Raw genomic sequence first — 25,735 nt, 5'->3', positions numbered from 1 at the left:
GTCCGGACCCTAACTCACGGCGACACGGGAGTGTATTTCTGGAGCTGCCGGGGGACGAACCACTCCCGGTAGTCGATGCAGGGCCGGGGGGTGTAGAACCGGATGTTCCGGAACCGGTTCGAGACGGCCAGCGTTGATCTCCGGCTGAACAGGAAGAGATACGGAGCCTCGTCGTAGATGATCTTCTGGATCTCCTGAAGGATGGGGATCCGCCGGTCGCGGTCCAGTTCCCTCCGGTTCATCTCGATCAGCTCGTCCACGCGGGGGTTGCGAAAACCGGGATAGTTGCTGCTCCCCTCGATACCGGCCTGGGACGAGTGCCAGAGCTGGTAGGGGTCAGGATCGACCGACAGGGCCCAGCCCAGCATGGCGGCGTCGAAGTCGCGCTTGTCCAGTTTCTTCAGCAGGTTCGCCCAGTCCAGCATGGCGATGTTCAGCCTGATTCCGGCGCGCTTCAGCGTGTCCTGGAAGTTGGTGGCGAGCTGCTCGCCCTCGGGGTTCCCCTGCACGATCAGCAGCGTGAACTCCAGCCGCTGCCCGTCCCGGTCCAGGATTCCGTCGCCGTCGCTGTCGGTCCAGCCCGCCTGGGCGAGCAGGGCGGCCGCCTTCTGCGGGTCGTAGGTCCGTGTCGCAAGATGGGGGTTCCAGTAGGGCGACTTGTCGAACTCGATGCTGTTGATCGGCCGGGCGAGCCCCCGGTAGATCTGCCGGGCGATCAGGTCGCGGTCGATCAGGTGATGCAGGGCGACGCGGGTATTCGCGTCGGCGAACTGCGGCTTTCGCATGTTCCAGCCGATGTAGAAATAGGCCGGGAAGTCGAACTCCAGACGGTGGAACTTCGACGCGAAACCGGGCTCGGCCGCCTCGCGGAACCATTTTTCCGGCCGGACGGCGAGTGTGTCCTGGTCGCCCTTGGTGAAGTTGATGAACTCAGCCTCGGGATCGACGATGAACCGGAACAGCATCCGCTCCACGTTGAGCTGCTGGTCCTTCGGCCCCCAGTAGCCGTCGAACCGTGCCAGCGTCAGCGTTTCGCCGCGCTTCCACTCGACGAACCGGAGGGGGCCGGTGCCGACCGGCTTTTCGTTGGCGGGCTGGGTGTTGAACGCCTTGCCCTTTGCTCCGCCGTAGTAGTGCCTGGGGATGATCTCCACCGAGCCGCAGATGGCGAGCGCAAGGAAATACACTTCCTTGTACTTGCACTCGATGGTGTCGGGGCCCGTTTGCCGGATGTGTTCGAGCTGCGAGAAGTAGGACCGCTTCTCGGCGGCATCCACTTCGGGATCCAGCATCCGCTCGTAGGAAAAAACCACGTCCTCGATCGTCATGGGGGTGCCGTCGTGGAACTTCACCCCCTGCCGGATCCTGAAGGTGAACGTCCTCTGGTCCTCGCCCACGGTCCAGCTCTCGGCGAGCAGCGGCTTGTAGTCCAGGGTCTTCAGGTCGCGCTCCACCAGCGACTCGAACAGGAAGGCGAGCACCGCGCCCGATGACGTGTCGTTCGACAGGATGGGGTTCAGCGTGGGCGGGTTGCTTCCGAGGTTTCTCACCAGCCAGTCGCCGCTCACCGGTTCTCCTTCGGCGGAGACTTCGGTGGCGACCGCCGGAAGCGAAGGCTGCGCCCCGGCTGCCGCCCCTGCTTCTTCCGCGGGCCGGGTTCCCCGGGTCGTCTTGCAGCCGGTGGCGGCCGTGGAGAGGGCGAGGGCGAAAGACAGGCAAAGCGCCAGCACGATCGGATGGGTTTTCAAGGGAGAGTTACCTCGGTATTCGCCAGCGGGGCGGGTGTGGATGGAAGCCTATTGCGCCAGACCGGGCTGGCCAAGCGGTTCCGGCGTGATTCCCCTGGGCGGCTTCAGGGTGAAAAGGCTTTCATCCAGGTCGCCGGGGTTCATCTCCACGTCGCGGAAGGCAAGTTCCAGCATGAGCCCCCGCTGGATCAGGGCGATGCGGACGATCCGGGGCAGCTCGATGGCCCAGCTGCCGGAGGCCGGCCCCCACTGGTCCCACTCCACGGCCACGAACTCGCCTCTTGGGCCCGACCGCGCCCAGCGGACCGGGTGGTGCGTCTCGGAGTCGAACCAGTAGATGTCGGTCTCGGCCGCCCCGGCGCCCCGGTGTTCCACGCGCCAGCCCCGCTTCTGCGGATCCTCGATGGGGCCTGTCGCCTCGCCGCCGGCGGCGGCCTCGGCGAAGCCGTAGGGAATGCCGAGCAGGGAGGCGACGATCTCCTCGGCCTTCAGGGGGACCGGAAACTGGTCGAGCATCATTCCCTGCTCGATCGTCCCGGTGAAGAACCGGCGGCTGCCCACGTCGTGCATGGCGATCTCCTCGCAGTTGCTGGCGAGGTAGGCCTGCGGCCGGTCGAAGAGCCCCAGCACCGTGATCCGGAAGGCGCAGGGCGCGCGGATGGCCAGCTCCTCGGAGAAAACCGTGTCTCGCTCCGGCGTCACCAGCTTCGCCCGTGCGCTGGCATAGAGGCCCCGGACGAGCGCGCGGCGCGCCTCGACGGCCGTGGCGGCGGCGTCCGTGCCGTCCATCGGGGTCCAGACGAGCGGCCGCTCGGGCGCCACCTTCCAGACACAGGCACCGGAAAAAACCGCCGCCACGCAGATGATCGCGCAGGCCATCGCAAGTCTCCGTGAGAAATCCATGCGCGGCTACTTCTTCTTTCCGGGGGAGGGTTTTTTCGGAGGTTCCGGCGAAACTGCCGAATGTTCCCGGATCTTCTGCTGGATCCGCTCGCGCATGTCGGGGTCGGGATTGAGGTCCAGCGCCTGCCGCCACGAACTGAGGGCCTTCTCCCGGTTTCCGGTGGCCAGGTAGGCGTCACCCACATGGTCGCGGATTTCCGCCACGCCGGGGGACATGTCGGCGGCCTTCTTGAGGACTTCGAGCGCCTCGGCGAACTTGCCCCGCTTGTAGAGCACCCACCCCAGCGAATCGGTGATGTTGCCGTCCTCGGGCATCAGTTCCAGTGCCTGCCGGATCATCGCCTCGGCCCGGTCGAGATGCATCCCGCGGTCGGCCCAGCTGTAGCCGATGAAGTTCAGTGCCTCGGCGTTCTTGGGCTCGATGTCCAGGACCCGTTGCATGACCCGGATCGACTCGTCGAAATCCTCCTTTTCCAGCAGGTAGGCGAGCACGACGAGGAGCCTTACCGACTGTGGGAACTGTTCCAGTGCCTTGCGGGCGGTGTCGATTCCCTCGGCCCGCCGTCCGGCCCGGAGCAGCAGCGACGCGAGGTATTCGGGGTAGCGGGGCTCCTCGGGCCTGACGGCGATGGCCTCCCGGATCGAATCGACCGCCTCGGAGTTCCGGCCCAGCTTTTCCAGCACGTAGGCCCGGTAGAGGAGGGAGTCGGGGTACACGGAGGCGCCGACCGGGATGTTCGACAGCTCGGCGATGGCCGCTTCGCCCGCGCCCATGGCGTCCAGCGACAGGCCGAGATAGTAGCGGACTGCGTGATTGTCCGGGTCGCGGGCCAGCACCAGCCGGAACTGCTCGATGGCCGCCTCGAAGTTGCGCTGCTCGAACTGCGCGTAACCGAGCCGGGCCAGCACATCGAGGTTGCCGGGCTGGATCTCCCGCTCCTTCTCCAGCACCCGCACCGCCTCGTCCAGCTTGCCCTCGTTGATGAGCGCCGAGCTGTAGAGCCGCCGGAGTTCCTCGTTGTCCGGGTCCACCTCCTCGACCAGTTTCCGCAGCAGGGCGAGGGCCTTCTGCTTCTGTCCGTACTGGTCATAGAGCAGGAACAGGTCCACGTAGGCCCGCTTGAACCGCGGAGCGGCTTCGGTCGTCTGGAGATAGAACGCCTCGGCGGCGGGGATGTTCCCCTGGGCGGCGTAGATCTGCGCCAGCGAGTAGAGGGCCACGGCGTTCATCGGCTCGGCGGCGGTGATCCGCTCGTAGGTCTTGCGGGCCGCTTCGAGCCGCCCGATGCTCATCTCGACGGCCCCCTTCTGGAGCAGCACGGCGGTGTTCCCCGGCTCGACTTCGAGCGCCGCTCCGAGCTGGATCAGGGCGTCAGGGAACGCCCGCCGGGCCGTCAGGAGCTGGGCGTACTTGAGGCGCGCCTCGACGCTCCGGACATCCAGTTCCACGGCGCGGCTGGCTGTCTCCTCGGCAAGCTCAAGCTGTCCCCGGTGCTGGTAGATCTGGCACAGCCGGAGCTGGATTTCGGACGAGGCGGGGTCGAACTGCGCGGCTTCGAGGAAGGCGGCCTCGGCCCCGGCGATATCCCCCATGCGGAGCAGCATCTCCCCGTCGAAAAACCGCGCAAAAGCGCGGCCATCGGCCTCCCGGCGGGCATCGGCCCCGGCCATGACCTGGCCGGACTCTGGCGCCGGGCCCAGGCGGGCGCAGGCGGCGGTAAGGGCCAGGAGGGCAGTAAGGAGCGGCAGTCGGCGCGGCATTGCCGGGGACCGTAGCACAGGCGCGGGTCCAAGTGTGGTGGCGGCCCCTTTTGCCACGGCGGCCGGTTCCGGTCACAATGAAGGGGTCTTCATCAGGGTTTTTGTCAGAAACGGCAGAGGGCATCGCTGTGGCTGTACCGGATTTCACCCGCCTGCTCGAAGAGGGCCGCCGGGCGCTCATCGAGGAGGATCTGTCCGCCTTCGGGGACGTGCTCTCCCGCCTGAGCGGCTACGCGGGCGAGATGGCCGACGCCTCGGCCGAGGCGGTGCGGGCGCAGCTTCTCTACATGGCGAACCGGTATGACGAGGCGCTGGATGCCACCCGCCGCGCCCTCAGCAGTGACGGACGGCAGGTTATTGCCCACGAGATCGAGGCGCAGATCTACTTCTTCCGCAACCAGCTGGAAGAAGCCCGGCAGGCCGCCCTCCGCGCCCTGGAAACCAACCCGCTTGGCGAACTGGCCCGCTCCATCCTCGACCACATCGAACGCCGCCGCGCCCGCCTGTTCGGCGACGCCGACAAGACCGGGTGAGGGGAACCTCACTGCACTTCGAGCAATGTCCGCGCAGCCGCCATGTAGTTGATGTGGGTCGTCCCGGCCCCGATTTCGAGGAGCTTGGCGTCGCGGGCGAGCTTCTCGATGTGGTACTCCTCCATGTAGCCGTAGCCGCCGTGGAGCTGGATCGCACGCAGGGTCACGTCGAGGCAGGCCTGCGAGCAGTAGGCCTTGGTCGCGTTGATGAAGGCCGCGTCGCGTATGCCCTGCTTCTGTATCCACGCCGTCCGGTAAACGATATTCTCGACATTCTTCATCTTCACGTACATGTCGGCGATATCGAGCTGAACCGCCTGGAACTCGCCCACCGGGCGGCCGAACTGGTGACGCTCCCGCACGTATTTCAGTGACCGCTCGTAGCACTCCTCCATGATGCCCCAGGCGATGGCGGGAATCCCCGACCGCTCGTTGCCAAGGGACTCCTTGGTGTCGGCCCGCCCCTCGGCCGATTTCTCCTTGCCGCCGAGCAGGTTCGCCTTCGGCACCCGTACGTTGTCGAAGAACAGCTCGCCCGTCGGGCTGTCCCTCATTCCCATCTTCTTGAACGGCTTGCCCTGGGTGAACCCCGGCGTGCCGCGCTCGACGATGAACGTGTTGACCGGCATCTCCTCGCCCGGACGGCCGCGGTCCAGCTTCGCATAGATGACATAGATGTCCGCATGGGGGCCGTTGGTGATGAAGGTCTTCTGCCCGTTCAGGACGTAGCAGTCGCCGTCGGGCCGCGCCGTCGTCTTCATCGAGCCGAAGGCGTCGGAACCCGCGCCGGGTTCGGTGAGGCCCCACGCGCCGATCTTCTCGATCGTCGCCAGCGGGATGCCGTATTTCTCGATCTGGCCGGCCGTGCCCTTGGAGATAATGGCGCCGCCGGCAAGGCCGATGGACGCGCCCCAGGTCATCGTGAATCCCGGCGAGCACCGCGACAGTTCCTTCAGGACCACCGCCATCATCATCGGGTCGCCGCCGCCGTCGCCCATCATCTCGGCGAGGTTGCCGCCCTCCGGCGCCGTTGCGGCGCCGCTCTCGATCTCGCGCAGCTTCTTCACCCGCTTCTGCAGCGAGGTTTTCGCCATCATGTCGAGGCCGAACTGCCTCGACATGCCCCGGATCAGGTCGTAGGGGAGCATCTCCCCCGTTTCGAGCTTCGGCAGCGCCGGAAAGAGGTTCTTCTGGCACCACTGGCGGACCATCTGCATGACCATCTTGTTGGGTTCTGATAGCTCGAACATGCCGGTTTCCTTCGGGGATTTCGGGGTCCAGCCGCCCGGTTCCGGTGGATGCGGAACCGGCGTGGCGGCCGGAGATCAGCCCAGACTGATACGCGTGTCAGTCTGGGCTGTCAACAGAAATCGCGCTCCGGTGCGAATGAAGAACCAAAGGCCCCCGGGGGCCGTCCGTCCCGGCATGACCTGCGTCAGTTTTGATTCCCGCTACCCCAGCCCCTTCGCGCTCATGGCCAGTTCGGCGAGCGCCTCGCGGAAGTCGTCGGGGAGCGGGCTCGTGGCGCGGACCTTCTTCTTTTCGCCGGGCGGCAGGAGCGCGAGCGAGCGGGCGTGCAGCATCGTCCGCCTGGCCATCGCCGGATAGATCTTTCCCCTGCCGTACTTGCGGTCCCCGATGACGGGATGCCCGTCGTGGGCGAGCTGTACCCGTATCTGGTTCGTCCGCCCGGTTTCGGGCCGGATTTCGAGCAAGCTCGCTCCCCCGGCGCTCTGGAGCACCCGGTAGCCGAGCCGCGCCTCCACGCCGAACCGGGGGTTGTAGGTCACCTGCTCGGTATGGGTTCTTGGATCGGTGCGGAGGTAGTTCCGGAGGCTGCCTTCATTTTCCCTGAACGTGCCGAGCACCAGCGCGAGATAGACCCGCTCGGTTTCGTGGCGGCGGAACAGCGGCTCCAGCCGGCGGCGCGCCGCCTCGCCTGCCGCCAGCGCCACGACGCCGCTCGTCTCCCGGTCCAGCCGGTGCAGGGCCTTCACGCCCGGCCCGAACCCGGCCTGGATCCGGGCTTCGAGCGTGTCGCGGTCGCCCTTCTCGCCCGTCGTCAGGATTCCCGCCGGCTTGTCCGCGAGGATGATCTCGTCGCTTCGGAACAGGATGTCCGGGGAGCGGACGGGCATGGCGCTACTTCTTCTTGTCCTCGTCGTGGCCTTCGTAGCCGCCGAACGGCGCGGGCGGCGGCCACCCGTGGGTCTTTTCGAAATCCTTCGGGTCGGGGATGGGCCAGCGGTCGCCCCACAGGTGTGCCCCGCCGTCGATCTTGAGCGTCTCCCCGGTGATCCAGTCGCCGGCGGGCGACAGGAGATAGGTGACCGCCTGCGCGATCTCCTCCACGCTGCCGAGCCGTTTCAGCGGAATGTGCCGCGCCGTGGTGAACACCACGTCCTTCGGGTAGACGCGCATGCCGGTCGAGAAGACCGTTCCGGGGGCGACGCAGTTCACCTTGATGTTGAACGAGGCCCACTCGATCGCCAGCGTCATGGCGAGGTTCTGCGCCCCGGCGCGGGCGGCGCTCGTGTGGGCGAGTCCCGGCATTCCGCGGTGGCAGTCGGCGGTAATGAAGATGACCTTTCCGCCGTTCTGGCGGAACAGGGCCTTCTTCGCCGTGGACTGGGTGAAATACCAGGGGCCGGTGAGGTTGTTGCCGATGACGGCGTTCCAGCCGTTGTCGGTGTAGGCCGCCGCCGGCGAGGGGAACTGTCCCCCGGCGTTGTTCACGAGGAAATCGATCCGGCCCATCTTCTGGAGGGCCTCGTCCACCACCCGGTCCACTTCCTCATGCTTGCGGATGTCGCACAGCCCCCAGTGGACGGGGTGCTTGCCCACGGCCTCCCGGATCTCGCGTGCGGCCGGTTCCACGTTCTCCTGCTTGCGCGAGCAGATGAACACCTCGCATCCCAGGGCGGCGAGCTCGGCGGTGATCGCTGCACCGATGCCGGTGCCGCCGCCGGTCACGATGGCCTTTTTACCCTCCAGAAGGTCGTCTCGGTAGATTCTGCTCCGGTGCATGGCTGTGCTCTCTCCCTTGCAGGAACGGCGTCAGATTACGCCGCCGGTCTTCAGCTGGGCAACGTCCGCGTCGGTGAAGCCGAACTCCTTCAGCACGGCCTGGGTGTGTTCGCCGTACTGGGGAGGGGGCGCGTCCTCGGACTTCTTCTCCACGGTGCTGAACCGGAACGGGTGGCTGGGCAGCTTCACGCTCTCGCCCTTGCGGTTCCTGATGCTGATCCACATCTTCCGGGCGGCAAGCTGCGGGTCGTTTTCCGTCTGGGCGAAATCCCAGATTGGCTCGACGCAGCAGTCGGCGTCCTTCAGGAGCTCGGCCCACTCGGCCTGGGTCTTCGAGCGGAACAGTTCCCTGACAGTCTCGTAGCCCTTCTCGCCGTCGGCGGCTTTCGTGAAGGCGAAGGGCTGGATGTCCGGCCGCTTCGTCACCTGGCAGAACGCCTGCCAGAACTTCGGCTCCAGCGAGCCCACTGACATGTAGCGGCCGTCCTTCGTCTGGTAGATGTTGTAGCAGACCACGGCTCCCGACAGGAGCATCGTGCTGGGGCCGGGGACATTATCCTTCTGCTGGAGGTAGCCCGCCATGTGGGGGGCGAGGAAGGCGAACGCGCCGTCGTGCATTGAGACGTCGCAGTAGGTTCCGGTTCCTGTCCGCTGGGCCTGGAGAAGCCCGGCCAGAATCGACGAAAGGCCGAACAGCGCGCCTCCGCCCAGGTCTGCAAGCTGGAATCCGCACAGGACCGGGCGGCGTCCGGGCTCGCCCGTGATGCCGCCCACGCCGGCCAGCGCGAGGTAGTTGTTGTCGTGTCCGGCCCGCTGGGCATAGGGGCCGTCCTGCCCGTAGCCGGTGATGGCGCAGTAGACGACCTTCGGGTGGATCGCCCGGCAGGTCTCGTAGCCCACGCCGAGCTTTTCCACGACGCCGGGGCGGAAGGTGTCCACCACCACGTCGAAGTTCGGCAGCAGCTTCTTGAAGGCGGCGACGCCCTCGGGCTTCTTCAGGTTCAGCTTGATCGACTGCTTGTTCCGGTTGATGGCGGCGTAGAACGCGCTCTGGCCGTCGATGGCCGGGGCCCCGGCGCGGGCGTAATCGCCCCCCTGGGTGTCCTCCACCTTGACGACGCGCGCGCCCAGGTCGGCGAGCAGCTGCGTGCAGAACGGGCCCGGCAGCAGCCGGGACAGGTCAAGTACCTTGATGCCTTCAAGCGGTGCGCCCATGTTCGTGTCTCGACTCCTCTTGGACTGGATAAGGGTGAATGAGGGGGCTCAAAAACGAGGCCGGAGCCGGCGACTGACGCCAGACCCCGGCCTGCGGTGAGCACGGTTGCCGTGCAGCCGTCCGGGCACGGCCCGGAGCGGAACTTACTGCTGTCCGCCGCCGAGCACCTGTCCCAGCTTGAACGCGAAGGACATGTCGCCCGAGACCATCAGCTTGCCGCTCATGAACGCCATCTGGCCGTCCATCTCGCGGTTGTTGATCGCAAGGAAGGTTTCGTCGTCCACCGTGATGGTGCAGTCGGCATCGCCGTCGGCGGCCGTCACGCCCACGTTGTCCTTGCAGTTGACCAGCCAGGTGCCGCCCTTGTCGCCGGTCACGACGAACTTGAACACGCCGCCCACATTGGCCTTGGCGGCATCGGCATTGGCGGCAAGACCCTTCTGGATCCGCTCGAAAATCGGTTTGCAGTCAGTGAACTTCTCGGACATGGCTTCCACTCCCGGAATATTGGTATTTGGTCTGTGCGCGATAGACTTCAGTGGGCCCCATGCCCGGCGATAGCCTTCCCGCGGGATGAATTACGGATTGACTGAACAATCAATCACCGCCCGCAAGCTACCCAAGCAGGTGCATCGCGTCAAGGAAATTTGTGGACATTCCGGCGGGAGTTTCCGGGCTGTTCGTGAACCGGGTTCAGGCCCCGTTCCCGGCCCGGAGGCCGCCCTTGACCTGCCGCCGCCAACCGTATAAAGCCGGGCCCTTGTGGCCGCCCCCGGTGGTGGGAAATGGCGGCCTTTATGTGGCCCCGGAACCGTTCCGGGCGCACCGGAAACCAAGCAGGAGAAGACCCCCGTGCCCAAGCCCTCTGCCGCCAAGCGTGCCCGTCAGGAAGCGACCCGTCATGAGCGCAACCGCCGCGTAACCTCCACCTGGAGGACGCTGGTCCGCAACGTCCGCGAGGCGATGCAGAAGAACGACCCCAAGCTGGACGAGATCTACAAGCAAGCGGCCTCCTACCTGGACCGCGCCCAGAGCAAGGGCGTCCTCCACCGCAACAACGCCTCACGCCGCATCAGCCGCCTCACCAAGGCCGTGAGCGGGCACAAGACGAAGTCCAAGTCGGCCTGAAGTTTCCCTGAATCCCCGGCGATTCCGGCCGACCACCTAGACCGGCGGCCAGACGAACAGCCACGCCACGGCGAGATAGAGTCCCTTGAAGACCCAGCCCAGCGGGCCGGGCCGTTTCAGTTCCTTTTCCTCGATGAGCCGGATCGTGACGGTGGAGAGCGACACCCGCTCGTGCAGCCGCCGGAACTGGGCCCGGTACATCTCCAGCTCGCTGGTGACCCGCTCCAGTTCGCGCTCGACGGCGAGCACATCCTGGACGGCCGTGGCCCTCTTGAGGATCTCCACGTAGCGCTCGCGGGCCTTTTCCAGGTTGGCGATCCGCATCTCCAGGTCGCGGTAGGAACCGGTCACGTCATCGGCCGTGATGTTCTTCTCCGTCACCTTTCCCAGGTTGCCGAACTTCGTCATGGCATCGTCCAGCACCGGGGCCGGTATCCGCACCGTGACCGACCGGTTCGACGCGCTCTGGACATATCCGCCCATCTCCAGTGCCAGTTCCGAAATCCGCGTGCGGGCCGCCTCCGCATCGGCGACCTCCAGCGAGATGTCCGCCCGGTAGACCAGCACCCGGTTCTTCACCTCCGGGGCGCCGGAGGCGTCGTCGTCCGGCGGCGGCTCGTCCGGGACCGGCATCGACATGGCCATCGCCCGTCCGGCGAACCCCTTTTCCATGTGCATGCCGGAATCCATCGCCGCCTCTCCAGAGGCCTTTTCGCTGCAGGCCGGCAGAAGCGCGGCGGAAAGGAATGCGACGGAAAAAATCGTGACGGCGGACAGGATCTGAAGGCGCCGGTATTTCATCGTGTGGGCCGCTCCGGTTGGGACTGGGTGGACCGGAGCGTAACGGGGCCGCGAGAGGGCGCGCAAGCGCATGATCTGGGGAGAGCTACGCCGCCAGTTCCTCGTCTCGGAGCCGGATGGGGCCGAACTCTTCGGGGTATTTCGCCGTCTTGTCCCGGTAGAACTCGCGGATCAGGTCCATGTCGGCGCGCTGGTTTCCGGTGAGCCGGATGGCGGGTCCGTAGCCCCCGCGCCGCCGCCGGTAGTCCAGATAGCCCAGGTAGACCGGAACCCCCGCCTCCATCGCGATGTGGTAGAAGCCGGACTTCCAGTAGTCGGCGCGGCTGCGGGTCGCCTCGGCCGGGACCGTGATGATGAGCGGCTCCTTGTGCTTGCGGATGTAGTCCGCCGTGTAGTGGACGAGGTTGTGATGGGCGCTGCGGTCCACCGGAATGCCGCCCAGCTGGCGCATGATCCAGCCGAACGGGAACCGGAAGATCGCGTCCTTTCCCATCCAGCGGATCGGCCGGCCCATCACATGAGTGAGGGCGAGGGTGATGACGAGATCCCAGTTGCTCGTGTGCGGGGCGGCGATCATCACGCACTTTTCGTGCGAGGGGACCGGCCCTTCGGGCTTCCAGCCGAGCAGCAGCAGGATCAGGCGTCCGAGCAGTTTCAGCATCGTGCCCGCACGATAGCCGCACCGCCCCCTGAAACCCTATGACAGGTGGCAGCCGGAATGCAGTTAGAACGGAACTTTTACAGATGAACGCGGCTCATGCGGTGGCGGGCACCGGCGCGGCGAGGGGGAGGGCGTCCTCCTCCTTGCGGAGCACGTAGTCCCCGAGCTTCACCCGGCGGGTTTGCAGCCAGTAGTCGAACGTAAAGCCTGGCCACAGCGTCGGGTTCGTGCCGTCTTCGGCCTGGTACCAGCTCTTGCAGCCGGAGGCCCAGACCGATTTCCTGAGTTTCTTCTGGATCGACCAGAACTGCGCGCTCTCGACATCCTGCCTGACGTCCATCCAGGCGAGCCGCCTGGAGCGGAGCTTCCCGATGCACTGGACCGCGTAACGGGCCTGTGCCTCGATCATGAACACCATGGAGTTGTGTCCGAGGCCGGTGTTGGGCCCCATCATGATGTAGAGATTCGGAAAGCCCGACCGCGTGATGCCGTAGTAGGCGCCGGGGCTTTTCCTCCAGGCGTCGTTGAAATCCTGGCCGCCGAGCCCCTGAAGCGGAACCGGCGCGAGGCTCTCGGTCACGCTGAAGCCGGTTCCGAACAGGATCGCGTCCACCGGCCGCTCCGTGCCGTCCTTTGTGCGGATGCCGCGGGGAGTGATGCAGTCAATGGCCTCGGTAACCACCTCGGCATTCGGCTGGCAGAGCGACTGGTAGTAGTCGTTCGACATGAGAATCCGCTTGCACCCCATGTGGTAGTCGGGTGTGAGCTTGCGGCGCAGTTCCGGATCCTTCACCACCTTGTTCAGGTACCGGATGCCCAGCTTCTCGGCCATCATCAGCAGGCGCGGGTCCACGGCAAAGCCGAGCACCCGGGATTCGAGCGTCCAGTAGAGGCCCGCCCGGTGCAGCCACTGGGCCGCCGGGACCGACCGGAACAGGGTGTGTTCCCAGTCCTTCATGCGCCGGTCGGGCTTGGGCAGCACCCACGGGGCGGTGCGCTGGAACAGGTGGAGCTTTTTTACCTTCGGCTGGATCTCCGGAACGAACTGGATGGCGCTGGCGCCAGTGCCGATGACGGCCACGGTCTTGCCGGCAAGGTCGTAGCCATGGTCCCAGCGGGCCGAGTGGAACGTGCGCCCCTCGAACCGGTCCATTCCCTTGAAGCTGGGATAGGCCGGGATGTGCAGCGCGCCGGTGCCCATGACGAGGGCGCGCGCCTTCACCGGGGCGGCATTCCTCACATGCACCGTCCACGTACCGGTGCGCTCGTCGAACACGCCCTTTTCGACCTCCGACCCGAACCGGATGTGCCGGTAGAGGTCGTACTTGCGGGCGCAGTGCCTGAGGTAGTCCAGGATTTCGGGCTGGGGCGAGAATGCCCGCGACCAGTCGGTGCGGGGCTCGAACGAGTAGGAGTAGAGGTAGGACTGAACGTCGCACGCGGCACCGGGGTAGGTGTTGTCGCGCCAGGTGCCGCCCACCTCGTCCGCCTTCTCCAGGATGGTGAACGACTCGATGCCGGCCTTCCTGAGGAGAATCCCCATGCACAGGCCGGAAAACCCGGACCCGACGATCACGATCGGGAAGTCGCCGGTTTTCTGGGTCTTCTGGGAGTCGGGAAAGATCCGGGTGGCGGACATGGGCAGTTCTCCTTCGTCAGTAACCATCGGGCTCATTTCGGATGTTGCGAGGACGCGAACCGGCGTCCAGTTCGCCGATAATAGTATTGGTGAAACTGTCATGTCAATCTGTTTTTTATTGATAGATTACATATTATATAGTATTTACAGCTAGTTAACGAGGATATAAAACTGCATTTTTAGTATATATCTATCGGTAATCAGGAGGTTTCCAGGCGGTGCGGGCGGCACTCACACGGGACGAAGGCAAGCTCATCACCCGGACCCGCCTTCTGGAGGCGGCCACGCGGCTGCTCGGCGAGCACGGCTATGCCGGGCTGTCGGCGAGCGCCGTCGCCCGCGAGGCGGGCATCGCCCAGCCCACCTTCTATGTCCATTTCCGCGACAAGGAAGACCTCGTGCGGACGCTCGCCTACGAGCGCATATCGGAACTGAGGCGCCTGCTGCGCGAGGCCCGTGCGAAGGTCGGCAACCTGGCCAGTCTGGATGCCGTCCGCGAGACGTTCCGCCTTCCGCTTGAGGTCCTGGCCGGTCATCCGCGGCTGTTCGACCTGTTCCTGCGGGAACTCGACCATGCCGGTTCGCCGCTGGGCGAGCAGGCGCGGCAGCTCCGCCAGGAACTGCACGACGACCTTGTGGCCGATCTCGTCGGGCTGGGACAGGTCACGGGCAGGCCCCTGAGCCCGGAAAGGGCAGATCTCACGGCCGAGGCGATGATCGCACTCACCATCAGCTTCGCCCGCGCCCATGTGGAGGGCCGCCGCCCGGACCTCGCCCCGGTGATCGACTACCTCACCGAATTCGCCGTCCGGATGCTGTCGGCAAGATAGCTTCCGGTCCTTCCCTGCATCCCCTTTTGCACCCGGACGGGATATACTTCCCCTTCCAGTATCGGCAGTATCGAGCCGCGTACGTGTATGGGACCGTGACAGGCCGGAGGGCATGTGCCGGGGACTGAGGGCTTTACCAGTAGTGTCGCGCCGGATGCCCGGCGTTTCGCGGCCACGGGTTTCATCCTGGCCATGGCGGTGGTCTTTTCGGTCGGTGTCGCCGTGCTGGATGGCAACGAATGGGCGGTGCATGCCTGGTCCGACTTCTGGTGGACCCTCGCCTCCTTCACCAGTGGTATCCTCTGCCTGAGGGCCGCCCGCCGGGTTTCCGAGCCATCGTACCGTGCGGCCTGGCGATGCCTGTCGGCGGGGGCATTCGCCTGGTTCGGCGGCATGCTCGCCTGGAGCTGGTCGGAACTGGTCCTGTTCGAGTACGAGCCGTTTCCGGCTCTGGCCGACGCCGGTTTCCTCGCGTTTCCGGTCCTGTTCACCGCCGGCATCCTGTTCTACCGCTCGCGCTCGCCCGCCCGGAAGATCAGCCTGCTCGGTATCGCCGACCTGGGCGTCGTGATCTGCGCCGACCTCCTTACGGTGGCCTTCGTCTTCGGGGAGATCATCCGCACCTGGGACGGTTCGCTGGTCGCCCTGCTCACGGCCCTCGGCTACCCGGTACTTCACCTCTCGGCCCTCCTGTTCGGCCTCATCTCGCTCTGGCAGCACACCTGGGAGGAAAACCGGCTGGTTCTCCTGCTGCTGATCGTTGCCATCGCGGTCAATTCGGTCGCCAGCGTCATCTATGGCCATGTGGTCCTGACCGGCGAATATGCCGTCGGCTGGAATCTCGATGTCATGTGGCTGCTCTCGTTCGTCATTCTGGGCTGGGCGGCGATCGAGCAGGGTCACGTGACGGCCCGTGCCGGACAGGACGCAGCGGGGCTTCCGGCTGCAAGCCAGCCGCTCGCCGCCGAATCCCTCGTGCCGGCGTTCGCGCTGGCCTGGATGTCCATCGTCGCCCTGATGTTCAGGGTGGAGATGTCCCGCCAGCCGCTCTACGTCACCCTGCCGCTCGCGCTCGGGCTCGCGGGATTTTTCGGCCTCCGGCACTGGGCCAGCCACAAGGTGCAGGCGGACCTGATCCGCCAGGTCCGCGACAGCCAGCAGCGGCTGCTGGCGATCGTGAACAACACCGCCTCGATCATCTTCATCAAGGACCTGCACGGCCGCTACCAGCTGGTGAACCACGGGTTCCTGGAACTCACCGGGCTGTCCGAGGCGGAAGTGACCGGCAGGACCGACGCCGAGCTGTTCCCGGCCAGTGCCGCCGCCTTCGCGGAGAACAACCGGATGGCCATCGAGCGCAGCGTCCCCCTCTCGTTCGAGGACCGGTTCCGCGACACCACCGGGCAGGAGCGCATTTTCATCACGGTCCTGTTTCCGCTGAAGGAGCTGGACGGGAAAACCTACGCCCTGTGCGGCATCTCGACCGACATCACCAGCCGCAAGCAGGCCGACGACCAGCAGCGGGAAACCGAGCGCGAGCTGGCCGAGGTCCGCCGGATGGAGAGCCTGGGCATGCTGGCCGCCGGGGTCGCCCACGACTTCAACAACATCCTCGCGACGATTCTCGGCAATACCGACCTGCTGGGCCTGTCGGACGCCCTCACCATCGAGGACCGCCAGATCACGGGCAACATCCGTGCGGCGGCAAGACAGGCGGCGGACATGGTACGCCAGCTTCTTTCATACGCCGGCCGCAGTCCGCTGACGACCACGCCGGTCGATATCAACCGCCTCGTCGGTGAAACCGTCCGCGCCGTCAGTGGACGCATCGCCGCCGGGGCGGAACTGGCACTCGACCTGGATCCCGCGTTGCCGCTGGTCCAGGCCGATCCGGTTCAGCTCGGCCAGGTAATCATGAACCTCGTGGTCAACGCGTCGGATGCGCTGGAGGGGCGGGAGGGAACGGTCCGCATCACCACGCGGCCCGCCGCCGCAGCCGAGATTCCCGCCGCGATGGAAGACCGGTCCTGCATCCTGCTGTCGGTGAGCGACACGGGCCACGGCATCGCGCCCGAGGTCCAGCAGCGGCTTTTTGAGCCGTTCTTCACCACCAAGAAATCCGGCCACGGCCTCGGACTTCCCGCCGTACTGGGTATCGTCAACCGTCACGGAGGGACCATCTCGGTCCAGTCCGCGCCGGGCAGGGGGACGACATTCCAGGTGCTGCTCCCGGTGGGCGGCCCGCGCCGGCCCGCCCCCGGCCAGACCAGATCAGCGGCCGGGTCCGCCTCCCGCCCGCTCATGAACTAGACTGAGGGACGTGGCCTCTTGAGGCCATTCCATCGGGAGCCAGATGAAACCCAGGTTCGTCTATATAGACTACGTTCATGAGCTGGATGCGCCAGTGGGGAAGCTGTTCGCGCTGCTGGAGAATATCGGCGGCTGGCCCCGCTGGGTCCGCCGGATTCCCTCCGCCCGGCAGCTTTCTGCCGGTCCCTGGCGGGTTGGCACCCGGATCCGCTTCAAGCCCGATTTCGCCCCCGCCGCCCTCAGCATGACCGTCTTCCACCACGACAGGGACCGGGTGGTGGGGTGGGGGCTGGGCCGGCCGGGTTCAGTCCTGGGGTCGGTCGAGCACCGGTTCGACTTCGAGCCGCTGGGCCCCTCCCGCACCCGGGTCCGCCACCGGGAGATCGCCGAGGGTCTGCTCGCCGTAATGACCCGGGCCATGCAGCCCCTCGTCTACCGGTTCAACCGCGACTGGGCGGACGACCTGGAGCGTGAGGCGGCGAAACTCCGCTGATCAGGGGCCGTCGCCCCGGCCGTTCATGAACCGGAAAATTGTGCTAGGCAGGCCCTGATGCCATCCGAACTGTCCGAATCCGAGAGTCGGGAACTGGAAGCCGGTCTTCTCCGGCTGAAAACGCAGCTGGCCGAGGGACTGGCGCAGTCGGCTGGCAGCGTCCAGCCCGTGGACCTGGAGCAGTCGATCGGGCGGCTCACCCGGATGGACGCCATGCAGAACCAGATGCTCGCCAAGGCGAGCCAGGCCGAAACCGGGCTCCGGCTGCAGCGGGTCGAGGCCGCGCTCCTGCGCTTCGGGAACGGCTCCTATGGCTGGTGCGCCGACTGCGGCGAGCCCATCGGTTACCGGCGGCTGAAGGCCCGGCCGGAGGCACCCTTCTGCGTCAGTTGCCAGGGCGCCCGCGAGCGTGACTGAAACCGCTCATCCGCCAGCAACACCGGTCAGATCTTCCTGAGCAGACCGAGCAGGATGCTCGCCCGGTAATCCCGGTTTCCGGCCTTTGAAGGGCGTGCGGGCTTTACTCGCAATTTCCCCGGTCCGAGTAGCCACTGCCGGACGGCACCGGTATGTTTCGGGAGTGGAGACCGGGGGCCGCATGCAGCTTCTGATCCGTTACCTGGGTGACTGGCGCTCGTTCTTTCCGGGCGGAACGGCCGGAATACTCCAGCTCATGTATCCGCCGCTGGGCGCCGCCATCGGCGCGCAGTCGGACTTTTTCGCCAATCCCTTCGGACGGGTCTACCGGTCCATCCCCCAGATATGGGCGACGGTGCTCCAGAAGGGTGGCGCGGAGCGGGCGAAAAGGATCCGCGATCTTCACCGGACCATCAACGGCAAGGACCGGCACGGGCAGGACTACCGGGCCCTCGAACCCGAGACCTGGTGGTGGGCCCACGCGACGTTCACCTGGGAAGTTTTTGAATCGATCCGCCTGTTCCACCTGGGCGGGCTCGCCCGCGTGGACCTGGAACGGCTCTATGCCGACACCGTCGAGTGGTACCGCCTGTACGGCGTGTTCTATGACGGCGTGCCCGGTGACTACCGTTCCTTCTGCGACCGGTTCGACATGTTCTGCCGGACCCGTCTCGAAATGACGCCATCGGCAAAACACACGCTCGGTCTTGCGCTCGCGGGCGACTGGCGGCCCCCGCTCGTCAGAAGCAGCTTCCGCAACCCCGTCCTGCGGAACGCGGGCCGGATCGTCGTTACCGGCACGCTGCCGGAGCCGGTGCGTGAGCGGTTCGGCATCCCGTGGCCCGCCTCCGACCAGCGGTGGTTCGAGCGGATCTGCCGGCTCGGGCGGTGGGGGTTTGCCGCCGTTCCCCGGTTCGCCAACCGCCGGGGGATGCAGTTCGTCATGCGGTATGTGGGCGCCGCGACGCGGCCCGAGCGGTTCCTGCCGCCGCCATCAACACCGGTCAGATCTTCCTGAGCAGGCCGAGCAGGGCGATGACACTGAACGCGGCTCCCGCGTAGAAGGTGAACGACGCGCCCATCTGGTCCCACAGCAGGCCGGCCACGGTGCTGGCGACGAGCATCGCGGCCCCGCTCACCAGATTGAAGAATCCGAAGGCGGTGCCCCGGAGATCGGCCGGTGCCGTATCGGCCACCATCGCTGCCAGCAGGCCCTGCGTCATGCCCATGTGGACTCCCCACAGCACGACACCGGCGAGCACCGTGGTCCAGTGGCTGTCCATCGCCAGAACGAGATCGGCGGCGATCAGGACGGCAAGACCCAGTGCCAGGAGCGTCTTGCGGTTCATCCGGTCGGACAGCCTGCCGAACGGATAGGCGGAAACCGCATAGACGGCGTTCATCGCCACCAGCACCAGCGGCACCAGCGCGACGGGTATTCCGCCCTGCTGGGCCCGCAGCACCAGGAACGCCTCGCTGAACCGGGCCAGGGCGAAAACACCGCCCACACCGGTGACCCACCAGTACGCGCCGCTGAGGCGCCTCAGGTTCTCCCGGCGGATGGGACTGGTGCGTTTTCCACCGGCGGGACGTCCCGGCTCGCGCACGCCGGCCGCCAGCAGCGCCACGGCGAGCAGCCCCGGAACAACGGCCACCCAGAACACGGAGCGGAAGTCATTGGCCCACAGCAGCATCAGGCCGACAGCCAGGAGGGGGCCGAGAAATGCTCCCACCGTATCCAGGGACTGCCGGAGGCCGAACGCCGCGCCACGTACTTCCGGCGGTGTGATGTCCGCCATCAGCGCGTCGCGCGGAGCGGCCCGCACGCCCTTGCCGACCCGGTCCAGCAGGCGCGCCGTGAGCACGACGCCGGTGGCAGGTGCAATGGCAAAAAGCGGCTTGGTCAGTGCGCCCAGGGTATAGCCGAACAGGGCCAGTCCCTTGCGCCTGCCCAGGTAGTCGCTCAGCGTACCGGAAAAGACTCTGACGGTGAGGGCGGTCGACTCGGCCAGCCCCTCGATCAGGCCGACGGCGAAGGCGCTCGCGCCCAGGGTGCCCACCAGAAAGAGCGGAAGCAGGCTGTGGATCATCTCGGATGAGATATCCATCAGCATGCTCACGAAGCCGAGGACCCACACGCCGCGGGGGATTCTGCTGGGTGGTGAGGCGGCTACGGGCATGGTTATGCGTCCAGTATAACCAGTGCCGGATGGCCGAAGTCATCCGCCGCTCAGGGCCATGACGATATTCACCTCGTCGCTTTCCTTCACCGGGGTTCCGGGCTCCGCCACCTGCCCGTTGACGAACACCCGCAGGTGCGGGCGGATCATGTCCTGCTCGTTGACCATGCGGAACCGGATGCCAGGGTAGTGGCGGTCGAGATCCTCAAGCAGTTCGGCGACGGTTTTGCCGCTGGCATCGGCGACGGTTTTGCCGCCGGTATAGGAGCGGAGTGCCGAGGGGATGAAGACGCGCACGGCCTGACGGTTCTATCTGCCCAGCCGGGCGGTTTCGATGGCGTAGATATGCGGCAGATGGCGGGCGATGCAGGTCCATCTTTTGCCCTCGTCGCGGCTCGCCCAGATTTCGCCGCTGGTGGTGCCGAAGTAGAGGCCCGCCGGATCACAGCCGTCGGCGGTCATCGCCTGCCGCTTCACCGTCAGCCAGGCGTCGCGGCGGGGGAGCCCCTTGTCCAGCCGTTTCCAGGTTTTCCCGCCATTCCTTGTCCCGTAGACGGCCGGCTTGCCGCCGGGGCTGGTGCGGGGCCAGACGTCGATCCCTTCCATCGGAAACACCCAGCAGGCGTCAGGGTCGTGCGGGTGGAGAACCATCGGGAAACCGATGTCACCTACCGCCCTGGGCATGTTCCGTCCGATGCGGACCCAGGTGTCCGAGGGCCGGTCGAGCCGGTAGATGCCGTTGTGGTTCTGCTGGTACAAACGGCCGGGATGCAGCGGATGCAGGCGTACGCAGTGCGGGTCGTGAAACGCCTGCACGCTGCGGTCGTAGCCTTCGGGTGTTTCGAGTCCGTCAATCAGGGGTTTCCAGCTCCGGCCCCGGTCGGACGATTCCATGACGCCGCCCGGCGACATGCCGATGTAGAGATGGGCGGGGTCGCGGGGATCAACGATCACCGAGTGCATGAACGGGCCTTCGGGTGGCGCGTCGCCCGTGCCGGTCCAGATAGTACGTTCGGGGTTTTCGTTGAAGCCCTCGACGCCCTCCCAGGTGAGTCCGCCGTCCGTGGAGCGGAACAGTCCGTGCGGTGTGGTCCCGGCGTACCAGACGCCGGGCTCGCTCACATGGCCCGGCGTCAGCCAGAAGACGCTGCTGACGACACGCCCCGTCTCGCCCCCGGCGGCTTTCCGGAACGCGGGCGGCCGGGTGACCTCCTTCCAGGTCTTTCCGGCATCGATGGACCGGTAGAGTGTCGGCCCCAGGTGCCCGGCGCTCGCGCCGCACAGGATGACGGAGGGATCCCGCGGATCCTGAACCAGATGGTTGATAATGTGGCCGAGCAGGATGGGCGGCGAGAGTTTCCAGTGGCGGCGTGACCGGTCGCCCTTCAGGATGAAGGCACCCTTGCGGGTGGCGACGAGCAGCGAGACCGGTTCTGCGGCCGGAGATTTCTTTGTGGACATGGTCTGGCGACTATATCCGGGCTCCGGCGCCCCCGTCCATCAGCGCGTGACGTTGATGCAGGTGGGGTCGCCGGTGTTTCCGGCCGCGTCGAGGGCGCGGAAGCAGTAGTTGTCGGTCGTCCCGAACAGGATCGTTCCGTTGAACGTCCAGTTGACCGATCCGGCGGTGTAGGGGCTGAGGGCCGTGAAGTCGCCGCCGTTCAGTTGCACCTGCATGACGGCGGTGTCGGCCGAGGTCGTGCCCTGGATCAGGACCGGCTCGGCGATCACGTTGAAATCGGTGCCGCCGTTGGTGGTGATAACGGGCGGCGGCGGCGGCGTGAGATCGATCGTCACGGCGATGCCGAAGCTGTCGGTGAGGGTGCCATCGGTGACTTCGGCCGTGGCCGTGGCCACGGTGTCGGCGCCGGCCGTCAGGGTGACGGTGATGGTGGTCCCGGCGGCGGAGGTCCCGCTGCAGTGGACCGGCGTATCACAGGTTCCGGCCGAGGGCGTGCCCAGGACCGCGCCCGCGTCATCGGTAAGGTCGAGCTGCCAGTCGAACGGGCCGCCCGTGGCGGGGCCGGTGATGAAGAACGAGATCGTGCTCGTGGTGTTGGTCGTGGCCGGGGTGGCGCGGAGCTGGGTGATTCCGGGCCGGGCCGGCGAGTGCCAGATGACCGACAGGTTTCCGGCCGCAGGTTCGGCGGTCACGAGGTCCGGCAGTCCGTCGCCGTCAACGTCGCCCACGGCGACCCACACCGGTCCTGTGCCGGAGGGGAAGTTCCGCGGCGCCGTGAAGGTTCCGGGCGTGGCGGTGCTGGCGATCAGGATGGACACGTCCGAGGAACCCTCGTTGGCGACGATGAGGTCGGCCCAGGTGTCATTATTGATGTCGCTGGAGGTGAGCCGCCTCGGCGTGGTCCCCGCCGCGTAGGTCTTGCGGAGGCCGTAGGTGCCCATCGTGAGCGGGGCCGCGTTGTTGAGCAGCACGGAGACCACTCCCTCGCCCGGATTGGTGACGGCGATGTCGGGCCGGTTGTCACCGTTGAAGTCGGCGACGACGATGCTCTCGGGGGCCGGACCGGCCGGGTAGTCCACCTTCGGGCGGAAGTGGCCAGGGTCGTTGGGCTCGTCGTACTGGAACAGGATGGAGACGTGGCTCGCGCCCGAGCAGGCGGCGGCAAGGTCAGGCCGCGCGCCGGTATTGAGGAAGCCGGTTGACAGGCTCCGGGGGGCGGCGCAGGTCGGGTAGTTCGACGCGGCCGTCGTGAAGGCGCCCGGCAGTTCCGGGGCGGGATCCTGCCGGAGCAGCGAGACGCTGTTCCCCAGTTCGTTGGCCGCCGCGATATCCAGGCGGCCGTCGCCATTGAGATCGGTCACGACGAGCGCCCGGGGGCCGTTGCCCACGGGGATGCTGGCGGCGGCATCGAACGTGCCGGCCACCGTGGCGCTCTGGAGCAGCACCGAAACCGTGTCGTCGTCGTAGTCCGCCGTCACGATGTCCGGCCGCAGGTCGCCGTTCACGTCGGCGACGGCCAGCGCCAGCGGGTTGACACCCGTCGCGTAGTGCACGGCGGGAAGGAACTGGCCGGGGTTCAGGGCGTCCTGCAGGAGGACCGACACCTGGTTCGCGCTGCTTCTCGCCACGGCGAGGTCCATGAGCGTGTCGCCGTTCAGGTCGGCGATCCGCACGGCCACGGGGTCGCCGCCAAGGGCCGTCTGTCCGGCGTCCTCGAAATCCATCACGGCCACGACCACCGTGTCCGGCGTGGGGTCGGCCAGTCCCAGCGCGTCGGTGCAGGTGTAGGTCACCGTGTACCGGCCGGGGCTCGGGAAACGGACGAGGCCCGGCTGGGCGCTGGTGGTGTTGAGCGCCGCGCCGGCGAAGCTCCAGGAGTGGGTAAGCAGTTCGCCGGGGGTGTTGTCGTCCTTGCAGGTGCTGACGAAGTTGACCGATTCGCCGGGGGCGACGATGACGCTCGGCGGCAGCAGGATGTCGCCTTCGGGCGCGCCGTTGGGCGATGCCCGGAGCGTCAGGCTGGCCGAATCCTCCCCGGAGCGGTTCACGCACCGCAGGATGAACTCCGTGTCGCCGGAGATCGTGAGGGTCACATAACCGCTGTTCTGGACGACGCCCACTTCATTGGTGATCTCGCAGGTGGGGTCGGGGCGCAGTTCCCAGAGGTAGCGCCAGTTGAACTGCACGCGGGTCGGCACGCCGGACTTGATCATCGAGGGAGTCACCTCGAAGGAGAGGATCCGGGGTTCAGCAGAGGAACGGTCCAGACGGTCCACGTTGTCCTGGCCGCAGGCGGCCACCAGAAGAAGGAGGACAGCGGCCCCCGATGTACAAAATACGCGAAAGTTCACGCTGCTCCCCCTGCAGAACGGTATTGATATGGAAATGCGGTCAGGCGCCGTTTTCTAGCACGTTTCCCTGCCTAGGGGGTAGCGTTGCCCGGCAGGGGGGTCAAGAATTACTGCAAACCTTTACTCCCGGCCGAGCCACGCGATCATGGCCTCCCGGCCGGCTTTCCGGCCCAGCTCATAGTCGGCGTCCAGGGCGGCACGGTCCTGCGTGGTCCGGCCCGTCCGGAGGGGTCCCGGTGGGGCGATTTCCGTGATTTCGCAGCCATCGGGCGGGTTGTGGATGAAGCTCACCGCTTCCCGGTAGACACCGGCCTGCCGGGCCGCCGCCTGCGAGAGCTGTGGAAAACCCCTGAGCGCCTGCTGGCCGAGCCAGCTCTCCAGTCCTTCCTTTTTCACGTAGCCGGAGGGGCGGCTGCGGATCACCACGATCCGGGCGGCTCCGCGCCGCCGGGCCTCGATCGCGGCGATGGGGTCGGCGACCCCGCCATCGACGACCTTCTCGAACCCCAGGTCCACCGGCCCCCGGTAGAGCACCGGCACGGCGCTCGATCCCTTCAGGGCGGGGTTCAGCAGCGGGGCGTCCGGCTTCAGGTAGACCGGCTTTCCCGTCGTGGCCGAGGTGGCGGCGACGAGGAACTCCACGCCGGGGCAGGCGGCCGCCGCCCGGACATCCAGCGGATCCTCGGCGTCCAGCGTGTCCCACAGCCAGTCCAGGTCCATGTAGTGCCCGCCGCGCAGGTAGCGCCACGCGCTGATGAACTCCGGCCTGCACATCTGCTCCCTGAAGACGCGCCGGTTGCGGCCGGTCTGACCGGCCAGGTGCGAGGCGAGCGTGCAGGCGCCGGCCGAGGTGCCGATCGCCAGGTCGAACGGCGCGAAGGCCGCCTCGGCGAATGCGTCCAGCACGCCGGACGCGAAGATGCCCCGCATCCCTCCGCCCTCCACCACGAGGGCGATTCTTCCGCTGGGGGGTTTTGGTGCTTCGGCGTCCATTTGTTATGCTGTAACCGGCCTCCCGCCATATGCTCAACCCTATCCGAACAGGTCTTCCGGTCCCGCTGCGCCCTCTTGTGCTGGCCTGCCTTGCGGCGGCGCAACTGGCAGCCGTTCAGGTCCGGGCCGAAATCCGCGCTGAAACCGGCGTCAATGGCAGGGAAGCGGCGTCAGCAGCAAAGCCACCGGATGCAAAGGCTCCGGAAACTTCGCCGGTGGAAATACCCCCGCCGGACACACAGCAGGAGAGCGACCCCCGGCCGGAGGACCAGTTCCGGTTCTACGAGCCAGAGATCTACCGGGAACTGGTGGCTGGCCGCGATCTCATCCTGAACCGCCGCTACGGTGAGGCCCGGCAGCGCTTCGAACAGTATGACGCGCAGAATCCCAACCGGATCCTGGGCCCCCTCGGCGTCTGCATCGCGCTCACTGCCGAATACCTGGAAACGAAATCGGAGGACACGCTCGCCACGCTGAGGGGCGCGGTGAAGGCCGCCACGCTCCGCATGGACCGTCCCCCGCCGCCGGACCCGTACGTGCCGGGCTGGAGGTTCCAGCGGGCATTTGTCCGGGGGATCGAGGCGCTCCTTGAGTTCTGGGACGGCAATCCTTTCGCTGCCTACCGCCGGGCGCAGGCGGCTCTGTCGGAACTGGAGCGCGCCCGGAAGCTGGAGCCCGGTTTCGCCGATCCGGACCTGGGCTTCGGTCTTTACGAGTATGTGGTGAGCGACCGGCTCCGCCGGTTCCTCTTTTTCCTGCCGGACCGCCGTCCCGAGGGGATTGCGATGGTCAGGCGTGCGGCCGAGTCGGGGCCGTTCACCCGGCCCATCGCGCAGATCGCGCTCCTCTGGCTCTACCGCAAGGAAAAACGGTACGACGATGTGGAGGCGATCGGCGCCGAGCTGGAGCAGCATTACCCCGACAACGTGATCTCGCTGGTGTTGCGGGGCCAGTCCCGTCTCGATCTGAACGACACTGCCGGCGCCCTCCGGCACTACGAGCGCATCATCTCGATTGCCCCGGAGTTCGTGAAGGGCCGCTTCTACCGGGGCCGCGCACGGTTCGACCTCAGGGACTACGCCGGGGCCGAGACCGATCTCGCGGCGTGGGTCGCCTCGGCCCCCGTGGACCGGCGCCGGCTGGCCGACGGCCACGCCATGCTCGGGCAGATTCACGAAATTTACGGGCAGCCGGAACTGGCCCGCGAGCATTACCTCGCCGCCCTCGCCGCCTGGCCCAGGCACGCCGACGCCGCCAAACGGCTGAAGAAGCTGGAGTAGTC

At 66.7% G+C, this 25,735-nt stretch carries 24 protein-coding genes; 8 read left to right on the top strand and 16 right to left on the bottom strand.

Annotation, left to right across the window (positions count from 1 at the left end):
- Positions 1 to 14: 14 nt before the first annotated feature.
- Genes KIT79_03695 through KIT79_03685 form a run of 3 tightly spaced genes read right to left on the bottom strand, consistent with a single transcriptional unit; the run spans position 15 to position 4,412 of the window.
- Entirely contained in the window at positions 15 to 1,748 is a 1,734-nt protein-coding gene (locus KIT79_03695; GenBank protein MCW5828401.1) for a peptide-binding protein, read from the bottom strand.
- A 48-nt stretch (positions 1,749 to 1,796) separates the two neighbouring features.
- Positions 1,797 to 2,651 (bottom strand): hypothetical protein, encoded by an 855-nt coding sequence (locus KIT79_03690; GenBank protein MCW5828400.1) that lies wholly within the window; start codon positions 2,649 to 2,651, stop codon positions 1,797 to 1,799.
- Between the two features lie 6 nt (positions 2,652 to 2,657).
- A complete protein-coding gene (locus KIT79_03685; GenBank protein MCW5828399.1) occupies positions 2,658 to 4,412 on the bottom strand; it encodes a tetratricopeptide repeat protein in 1,755 nt (584 codons plus the stop codon).
- A gap of 128 nt (positions 4,413 to 4,540) precedes the next feature.
- On the opposite strand from KIT79_03685, the gene KIT79_03680 reads away from it, so the two are divergent.
- On the top strand, positions 4,541 to 4,945 hold the full coding sequence (locus KIT79_03680; GenBank protein MCW5828398.1) for a hypothetical protein: 405 nt from the start codon (positions 4,541 to 4,543) through the stop codon (positions 4,943 to 4,945).
- A gap of 8 nt (positions 4,946 to 4,953) precedes the next feature.
- Here KIT79_03680 and KIT79_03675 read toward each other — a convergent pair whose 3' ends face one another.
- The 5 genes from KIT79_03675 to KIT79_03655 form a co-directional block, all read right to left on the bottom strand.
- The gene (locus tag KIT79_03675; GenBank protein MCW5828397.1) at positions 4,954 to 6,195 is read right to left on the bottom strand and encodes an acyl-CoA dehydrogenase family protein; all 1,242 of its coding nucleotides are present in this window, start codon (positions 6,193 to 6,195) and stop codon (positions 4,954 to 4,956) included.
- A 201-nt stretch (positions 6,196 to 6,396) separates the two neighbouring features.
- Complete coding sequence (locus KIT79_03670; GenBank protein MCW5828396.1) at positions 6,397 to 7,083, bottom strand: RNA pseudouridine synthase; 687 nt, start codon at positions 7,081 to 7,083, stop codon at positions 6,397 to 6,399.
- A gap of 4 nt (positions 7,084 to 7,087) precedes the next feature.
- Complete coding sequence (locus KIT79_03665) at positions 7,088 to 7,972, bottom strand: SDR family oxidoreductase (protein MCW5828395.1); 885 nt, start codon at positions 7,970 to 7,972, stop codon at positions 7,088 to 7,090.
- A gap of 30 nt (positions 7,973 to 8,002) precedes the next feature.
- Positions 8,003 to 9,187 (bottom strand): CoA transferase, encoded by a 1,185-nt coding sequence (locus KIT79_03660; protein MCW5828394.1) that lies wholly within the window; start codon positions 9,185 to 9,187, stop codon positions 8,003 to 8,005.
- Positions 9,188 to 9,331: 144 nt separating this feature from the next.
- Positions 9,332 to 9,676: an SCP2 sterol-binding domain-containing protein gene (locus tag KIT79_03655; GenBank protein ID MCW5828393.1), complete on the bottom strand. Its 345-nt coding sequence runs from the start codon at positions 9,674 to 9,676 to the stop codon at positions 9,332 to 9,334.
- A 364-nt stretch (positions 9,677 to 10,040) separates the two neighbouring features.
- Between KIT79_03655 and rpsT the strand changes: the two genes are divergently transcribed.
- Positions 10,041 to 10,316: a 30S ribosomal protein S20 gene (gene rpsT / locus KIT79_03650; GenBank protein MCW5828392.1), complete on the top strand. Its 276-nt coding sequence runs from the start codon at positions 10,041 to 10,043 to the stop codon at positions 10,314 to 10,316.
- Between the two features lie 36 nt (positions 10,317 to 10,352).
- On the opposite strand, the gene KIT79_03645 is transcribed toward rpsT, so the two are convergent.
- From KIT79_03645 to KIT79_03635, 3 genes are all read right to left on the bottom strand, one after another.
- Positions 10,353 to 11,117, bottom strand: a complete 765-nt coding sequence (locus KIT79_03645; GenBank protein ID MCW5828391.1) for a DUF4349 domain-containing protein — start codon at positions 11,115 to 11,117, stop codon at positions 10,353 to 10,355.
- Between the two features lie 85 nt (positions 11,118 to 11,202).
- Positions 11,203 to 11,778 (bottom strand): 1-acyl-sn-glycerol-3-phosphate acyltransferase, encoded by a 576-nt coding sequence (locus KIT79_03640; protein ID MCW5828390.1) that lies wholly within the window; start codon positions 11,776 to 11,778, stop codon positions 11,203 to 11,205.
- A gap of 94 nt (positions 11,779 to 11,872) precedes the next feature.
- A complete protein-coding gene (locus KIT79_03635; GenBank protein ID MCW5828389.1) occupies positions 11,873 to 13,417 on the bottom strand; it encodes an NAD(P)/FAD-dependent oxidoreductase in 1,545 nt (514 codons plus the stop codon).
- 218 nt (positions 13,418 to 13,635) lie between these two features.
- Here KIT79_03635 and KIT79_03630 point away from each other — a divergent pair, with 218 nt between their 5' ends.
- The 5 genes from KIT79_03630 to KIT79_03610 all read left to right on the top strand — a co-directional run bounded on the left by KIT79_03630 (position 13,636) and on the right by KIT79_03610 (position 18,485).
- Complete coding sequence (locus KIT79_03630; GenBank protein ID MCW5828388.1) at positions 13,636 to 14,247, top strand: TetR family transcriptional regulator; 612 nt, start codon at positions 13,636 to 13,638, stop codon at positions 14,245 to 14,247.
- 114 nt (positions 14,248 to 14,361) lie between these two features.
- The gene (locus KIT79_03625) at positions 14,362 to 16,557 is read left to right on the top strand and encodes a PAS domain-containing protein (protein ID MCW5828387.1); all 2,196 of its coding nucleotides are present in this window, start codon (positions 14,362 to 14,364) and stop codon (positions 16,555 to 16,557) included.
- A 43-nt stretch (positions 16,558 to 16,600) separates the two neighbouring features.
- Positions 16,601 to 17,050 carry an SRPBCC family protein gene (locus KIT79_03620; protein MCW5828386.1) on the top strand — a complete coding sequence of 150 codons (450 nt, stop codon included), beginning with the start codon at positions 16,601 to 16,603 and terminating at the stop codon, positions 17,048 to 17,050.
- Between the two features lie 69 nt (positions 17,051 to 17,119).
- On the top strand, positions 17,120 to 17,467 hold the full coding sequence (locus tag KIT79_03615; GenBank protein ID MCW5828385.1) for a TraR/DksA family transcriptional regulator: 348 nt from the start codon (positions 17,120 to 17,122) through the stop codon (positions 17,465 to 17,467).
- 181 nt (positions 17,468 to 17,648) lie between these two features.
- On the top strand, positions 17,649 to 18,485 hold the full coding sequence (locus KIT79_03610; GenBank protein MCW5828384.1) for a DUF2236 domain-containing protein: 837 nt from the start codon (positions 17,649 to 17,651) through the stop codon (positions 18,483 to 18,485).
- On the opposite strand, the gene KIT79_03605 is transcribed toward KIT79_03610, so the two are convergent.
- The 5 genes from KIT79_03605 to KIT79_03585 all read right to left on the bottom strand — a co-directional run bounded on the left by KIT79_03605 (position 18,472) and on the right by KIT79_03585 (position 24,453).
- Positions 18,472 to 19,647, bottom strand: coding sequence for an MFS transporter (locus KIT79_03605; protein MCW5828383.1), 1,176 nt, complete (start codon positions 19,645 to 19,647; stop codon positions 18,472 to 18,474). The genes KIT79_03610 and KIT79_03605 overlap by 14 nt on opposite strands.
- Before the next feature lie 39 nt (positions 19,648 to 19,686).
- A complete protein-coding gene (locus KIT79_03600; GenBank protein ID MCW5828382.1) occupies positions 19,687 to 19,944 on the bottom strand; it encodes a MoaD/ThiS family protein in 258 nt (85 codons plus the stop codon).
- A 12-nt stretch (positions 19,945 to 19,956) separates the two neighbouring features.
- Positions 19,957 to 21,108: a glycosyl hydrolase gene (locus KIT79_03595; GenBank protein ID MCW5828381.1), complete on the bottom strand. Its 1,152-nt coding sequence runs from the start codon at positions 21,106 to 21,108 to the stop codon at positions 19,957 to 19,959.
- Between the two features lie 39 nt (positions 21,109 to 21,147).
- Positions 21,148 to 23,460 carry a VCBS repeat-containing protein gene (locus KIT79_03590; GenBank protein ID MCW5828380.1) on the bottom strand — a complete coding sequence of 771 codons (2,313 nt, stop codon included), beginning with the start codon at positions 23,458 to 23,460 and terminating at the stop codon, positions 21,148 to 21,150.
- Between the two features lie 120 nt (positions 23,461 to 23,580).
- Positions 23,581 to 24,453: a patatin family protein gene (locus tag KIT79_03585; GenBank protein ID MCW5828379.1), complete on the bottom strand. Its 873-nt coding sequence runs from the start codon at positions 24,451 to 24,453 to the stop codon at positions 23,581 to 23,583.
- A gap of 29 nt (positions 24,454 to 24,482) precedes the next feature.
- Between KIT79_03585 and KIT79_03580 the strand changes: the two genes are divergently transcribed.
- Positions 24,483 to 25,733, top strand: coding sequence for a tetratricopeptide repeat protein (locus tag KIT79_03580; protein MCW5828378.1), 1,251 nt, complete (start codon positions 24,483 to 24,485; stop codon positions 25,731 to 25,733).
- Positions 25,734 to 25,735: the final 2 nt, after the last annotated feature.

The organism is Deltaproteobacteria bacterium (assembly GCA_026129095.1).
Taxonomy (GTDB): Bacteria; JAGRBM01; JAGRBM01; order JAGRBM01; family JAHCIT01; genus JAHCIT01.
Note: the sequence above shows the minus strand (reverse complement) of the source record. Positions and strands in the feature narration are given on the sequence as shown.